The sequence below is a fragment of the Streptomyces sp. NPDC050636 genome, from assembly GCF_040654775.1.
GTDB lineage: Bacteria > Actinomycetota > Actinomycetes > Streptomycetales > Streptomycetaceae > Streptomyces.
On sequence record NZ_JBFAIP010000190.1, the window covers coordinates 1 to 5,430 of the forward strand.

At 66.1% G+C, this 5,430-nt stretch carries 4 protein-coding genes; 2 read left to right on the forward strand and 2 right to left on the reverse strand.

Annotation, left to right across the window (positions count from 1 at the left end; translation table 11 throughout):
- Both AB0I10_RS40030 and AB0I10_RS40035 read right to left on the reverse strand, forming a co-directional pair.
- Window positions 1-948: hypothetical protein (locus tag AB0I10_RS40030; protein WP_363157669.1), on the reverse strand; the 948-nt coding region annotated here is incomplete at its 3' end.
- A gap of 11 nt (window positions 949-959) precedes the next feature.
- Window positions 960-1,814 carry a papain-like cysteine protease family protein gene (locus AB0I10_RS40035; RefSeq protein WP_363157670.1) on the reverse strand — a complete coding sequence of 285 codons (855 nt, stop codon included), beginning with the start codon at window positions 1,812-1,814 and terminating at the stop codon, window positions 960-962.
- 658 nt (window positions 1,815-2,472) lie between these two features.
- On the opposite strand from AB0I10_RS40035, the gene AB0I10_RS40040 reads away from it, so the two are divergent.
- Window positions 2,473-3,774 carry a hydrolase gene (locus AB0I10_RS40040; RefSeq protein ID WP_363157671.1) on the forward strand — a complete coding sequence of 434 codons (1,302 nt, stop codon included), beginning with the start codon at window positions 2,473-2,475 and terminating at the stop codon, window positions 3,772-3,774.
- Window positions 3,775-3,984: 210 nt separating this feature from the next.
- Window positions 3,985-5,430 (forward strand): hypothetical protein (locus AB0I10_RS40045; protein ID WP_363157672.1); only part of this gene is annotated, 1,446 nt, incomplete at its 3' end.

Below are 5,430 nucleotides of genomic sequence, written 5' to 3' on the forward strand. Positions count from 1 at the left end.
GCCGTCGATCCGTCCCGGTCCGCGACGGCGATGGCACGCGCGGCGGCCGCGGAACCCGATCGTGCCGCCCGCGAGGGCGAGCGCGAGCGCTCCCGTGCCGCCGAGCAGCATCGGTGCGGAGGATGGGATGTTGTGCGCCGGGGTGGCGGACGGGGCATTGTGTGCCGGGGCGGCGGGCCCGTATCCGCCGGCCAGGCCCTTGCGGTCGTAGGTCGACCCCGGCATTTTGTCGGCGTACCGGCCGTGCACCAGTTTCTGGTACGCGGTGAGCGACATCGTCCGCTTAGCGCCGAGGCTGGATTTCGCTTCCTGGTTGAGGGGTTGGACCGTGCCGTTCGTGAGCCGGTACCAGGCGTGGATCTGCGGCTCGCTGAACACCGTCGAGTCCGATGTGGTCCGCTTGGCGAAGCCGATGTCGGTATTGCCGTCCTGAACTCCGGCCAGATGCCATTTCTGCCCTATGGAGTCGGGCGCTTTCTGCCCTGCGGAGGCGGACGTTTGACCGGCCAGCAGAGCTGTGGCGCGATGGCCGTTCGCGCCGTTGACCTCGGAGGCCAGGTACGACAGCCGTACGGCGCCGGTCGGGGTGGGCTTCGTCTTTCCGGAGACGAAATCGGGGGTGATCTCGTACATCGCGACCGGGTCCTTCAGACTGAAGGCTTGTGGGGCGTCGCGTGATCCGGCGTCCATGGGCGCTGCGTCCCGTTGGCCGCCGTCCGCCCCTGAATTCCCGGCGGAATTCGTTGCATTGAGGAAGCGGTTGATGGTGTCGTGGACCTGTGCTGACCGCAGCACCTGGCGTGCGCCTTGGTAGTCGGGTACGCCCGCCGGGCCGTCGGCTGCCTGTGCCTGGCCGCTGAGGAATGCTGACGCGCAGAGCGTCGCGCCGAGGGTTATGCCTGTGAAACGAGCAGCACCCCGGTTTGTGGAATTTTTCTTGCTGTGCATTGCTGCCCGTCCTATTTGTGAATGCCGATACGGGAATGGGTCCACTGGAACGACGAGTTGTTGACGTATTCGTCGTAGTTCCACCAGGCGTAGGTCTGGGTGGACTTCCAAGGATCGCCGACCGCGATGCTGTTTGACGATCGGTCGTACCCGTAGATGACATTCATATGGCCGCCGCCGGAGTTCCATCCGATGCGTGCCGCAAATGGTCGTCCACCGCTTATCTCATTGCCCGTCTCCGAGAAGGACGCGTTGCGGGACAAGCCGTTTCCGGTGTTGGAGAAGCCCATGCCGGCCCAGGCGTTGGCCATGTCGTCGAGCGTGGCGGGCTGGTTGTCGCAGCTGAGATAGCTGTTCTGGGCGGCGAGTCGACAGAAGTCGTTCTGGCTGTACTGCTTGAATCCCCAGTACTTGGCGATGGTCAGGCCAGAGGCATCCCAGCACCATTGGTCCTGAACCTGCTTCTGCATATCTATGGCGAGGGCTACGCGCCCACTGGATTTGGGGTGGGAGGACGAGCAGACCGGTAGGCGGTCGGTGTTCTCCTTGATGAACGCGTTGGCTATGTAGAAGGATCCCGAGTCGGACCAGATCCAGCGGGAGTCGCCTTCGACGGCGTCACCCTGCACCCGGCAGGTCATGGAGACCGTGCTGCCGACGTGGGCTTTTCCCACGTTCCGGGCGGAAAGGTTGGGTGCCTTGCGTTCGTTGATGGTGCTGTAGCTGCCCTGGCCACCGGTGATGGTTCCGGTGACGGAGCCCGCCTGGGCGAGGCTTCCGACAGTGAGGAGGAGTCCGGCAGCAACCACGGCTGCAGCGGCTACCGCTAAGGCTCTCCTCAGCGTGAAGGCTCGGCGAAAGCGCATATCTCAACTCTTTCGTGTGGGGGATACCCAGGGCACGCCACGGTGCCTTCGCAGATGAACGCGATGCAGGATGGGGAAGCGCACGTCGATGCCCTGAGCTAGGGAATTAGTACAACACTTGTAGCCGACATGGCAATGACGCTCCATCAACAGCATTCAATTACCGGACAGTAGGACTGCAGAATGCATTACGTCGCTGCACTGATTACCCACGCTGAGTGATCAGTGCGCGGCATAGCGCCCGATTTGGTAATCGTTACCGGTGGTAGCGCCAGGAGGCGGTAGTGGCGATACTGCCCTCGATCCCCATCCGGCCTCGACGCCGCCCGGCTTGGCCGCCCTGCTTCCGCATGTATCCCGTACCGGCACTCGACATGCTCGACTCGACCGCTCCTTCCACGAGCACCGGCAGGCCGTTTCACGCGAAAACGGATCTGCGGGAAAGGTCGGCCGTATGGCCGGCAGCGGCACGGGACACAGGGGTGACGCCGCGCAATTCAGGACGTGCCGACCGCTCCCCCACATCACCAACTGTCCGGTAATAAGAACTCTCCGCACAAACAAGCGCGTTGGCGCGGCCATGGCAAATTACCTATTACGATGAGCGCCACCCGATCACCGGTCACGTGGCGACCGCCACCATGAAGACGGGCTGCCCATGAAACACGCAAAGCACGCACGGAAGCGCCACAGCCGGTTACGTGCCCGGGTCGCCGGCACCACTGGAGCGCTGGCCGTCGTCCTGGGCGCCGGAGTCGCGCCTGCTGTCGCCGCCGGGAAGAGCACCGGTGCGCCCATGACCGCCGCAGCGGCCCTGGACGCGGACCAAGCCCCAGGCCAACCGGCCTTGGACGCGGATCAAGCCCCGGGCCAGACGGCGTCCTTGGACGCACCCCAAATCCCGGGCCAGCTGACTCTCCCCGCCCCGACCGGGCGCCATCGCGTCGGAACGGTCGACCTCCACCTGCGCGACTCGTCACGCACGGATCCGTGGGTGCCCGGACAGCAGCGCGAGCTGATGGTCTCGCTGTGGTATCCGGCCACGCACACCAGCCACTATCCCGCCGCGCAACTCCCGGTCAGCCAGCAGGTGCTGCCGGGCGGGGTGACCCTGCCCACCACTGCCGGGCACACCGGCGCCCCGGTTGACCACAAAGCCGGCAAGCTGCCGGTGCTGCTGTACTCGCCCGGGCTGCACGGGAACCGGGCCCAGTCGACTGCACTGGTTCAGGACCTGGCCAGCCGCGGCTACTTGGTCGTCACCCTCGACCACACCCACGATTCCGGCGAAGTGCTGTTCCCCGGCGGGCGGCGTGAGGTGAACACCATGCCGCCGGGTTCCCACTCGTCCCACACGATCGCCATCCGGGCGGCAGACACTCACTTCGTCATCAACCAGTTGGCCAGGATCGCGCACGGCCACAACCCGGACGTGGAACACAAGCCGCTCCCCCACGGGCTGTCCGATGCCGTGAACATGAACCGTATCGGGATGTTCGGCGCTTCCCTCGGCGGAGGAGCCGTGCCCGCGGCCATGCACGCCGACTCCAGGATCGACGCCGGCGCGAACCTGGACGGCCAGCTCTTCGGATCGGCGATCGACAAGCCGCTCGACCGCCCCTTCCTGCTGTTCAGTTCAGAGCACCACAACCGCAACAGCGATCGGAGCTGGGCACGGTTCTGGAGACACCTGCACGGAGAGCGGCTCGACCTGAAGCTGCGCGGCTCCGGGCACAACTCCTTCGTCGACAACCAGGTTCTGTTCCCCCAGGCGCCGGGCGCATTCGGACTGGCCCCGCCCCAACTGGAGCAGATACTCGGCACGATCGACCCCAATCGGTCCATCGAGGTCCAACGCACCTACCTGGCGGCCTTCTTCGACAAGCATCTGCGCCACCGGCACAGTGACCTCCTCGACGGCCCCTCGCGCCATTACCCGGAGGTCGACTTCATCCGCTGAACCGACCGGCCGAAGGTCACCGTCGGCCACTGCTCAGCGCAACGACATATCACTGATTACCTGTCACGCCCTCAACCACCGTGCCCACACTCCGCCCCCTTGGGGCGGCCGACCTGCACGGAAGTACGCACGCGTGTGAGCTGTCAGCCCGCGGGCCCGCATCTACGCTCGGCGTGCCAGTGTCTTCACGTCTACTCACTTGGGGCACTCATGGCCATTGCATCCCGTCGCCGACTCGCCATACCGGTCGGCTTCGCCCTCGCCCTCCTGATGTTCCTGTTCCTCCCGACCACCGGCTCCGCGGCTCCCGACCGCTCCGGGGCCGGGAGCGGTCAGGCACAGGCCCGACTTCCCACCGACTCCTACCGGACCAATCCTGGAGGGCTCGTCCCCGGGACCGCCTACGACTACGCACCGTCGATCATGGAGGACCGCACCTATCGGATGTGGTGGTGCGGTGCACCCCAAGGCGACACGGTCCCCGGCGACGACATCATGTACGCCGAAGCCGACTCGCCCGGCGGCCCCTTCCGCCAGCAGCGGAGCGTGTTCAACGGCAGATCCGACGGCTGGGACCAGCACACATGCGATCCGTCCGTGCTGCGCGTCAACGGCATCTACTACATGTTCTATGGGGGCATCAAGGACCCCTACCCTGCCAACCGTACTGAGATCGGCCTGGCCACCAGCACCGACGGGGTCAACTGGCAGCGTGCGAACGGCGGCCGGCCCATCATCTCGCCGTCCTTCGACGTGAACCGTCCCAACAAGTACGGCGCGGGCCAGCCCAGCGCCGTCTACCGCGACGGCAAGTTCTATCTGCTGTTCACCGACACCACCGGGCGCGGCGCCGACGCTGGAGGCAGCGGCCAGTTCGCATGGCGCTCCGCCGACCCGACCTTCCAGAAGGGAGTAGAGGTCTTCACCACCCACGGGTGGCGGCCACGGACCGACGACAACGACCGCAGCTTCTCCGTGGTCAAGGGCTTCTCGGTGGACTGGCAGTACTCCGACGCGCTGAACGCGTTCATCGTCGCCAGCAACGGCCCCCGCCAGGACGGAACCGTTCTGCACTTCCTCGACCGGAACGACCTGCGGGTGCACCCCTACGCCGACGGTTTCGTGCGCGGCACATGGACCGAAGGCCCAGGCATCGCCTCCCGCCCGGACAAACACGCCCGCGCCTCCAGCACGGGCGACTGCGGCCGCATCCCCATCGACCTGGTCCAGTCCACCACCACCTTCCCACCGCGAAACCCCGGCCGCTTCGGGCTCGACCTGCTCCCCGGCAAAGCCTGCACCAAACTCTCGCCGAAGCGGGTCGGTGCCATTTTCGAGGGCTACGGCATCCAGGTGCAGGGACTCCCCGCGACCTACGTGACCGACGGACGACGGCTCCAATTCGAGAAGGCGGAGCCCTACCTCCACGTGACCGGGCAGCGCATCGGCGTCTCTTCGAGCACCTTCCACAGAATCCCGTACGGCGCGTCCCTCCACGCCGGGCAGAAGTCCGTGGGCGCCACCGGACGCCCCGGAGCCTTCCTCCTGGATGACCGACGCCTCTGGCCGGTCGACAGCGAGGCACTACTCACGAGCAACGGCTCCTCGCTCACCCGGATCAGCCCCGCTGAATACGATTCCTACCCGGTCGGACCC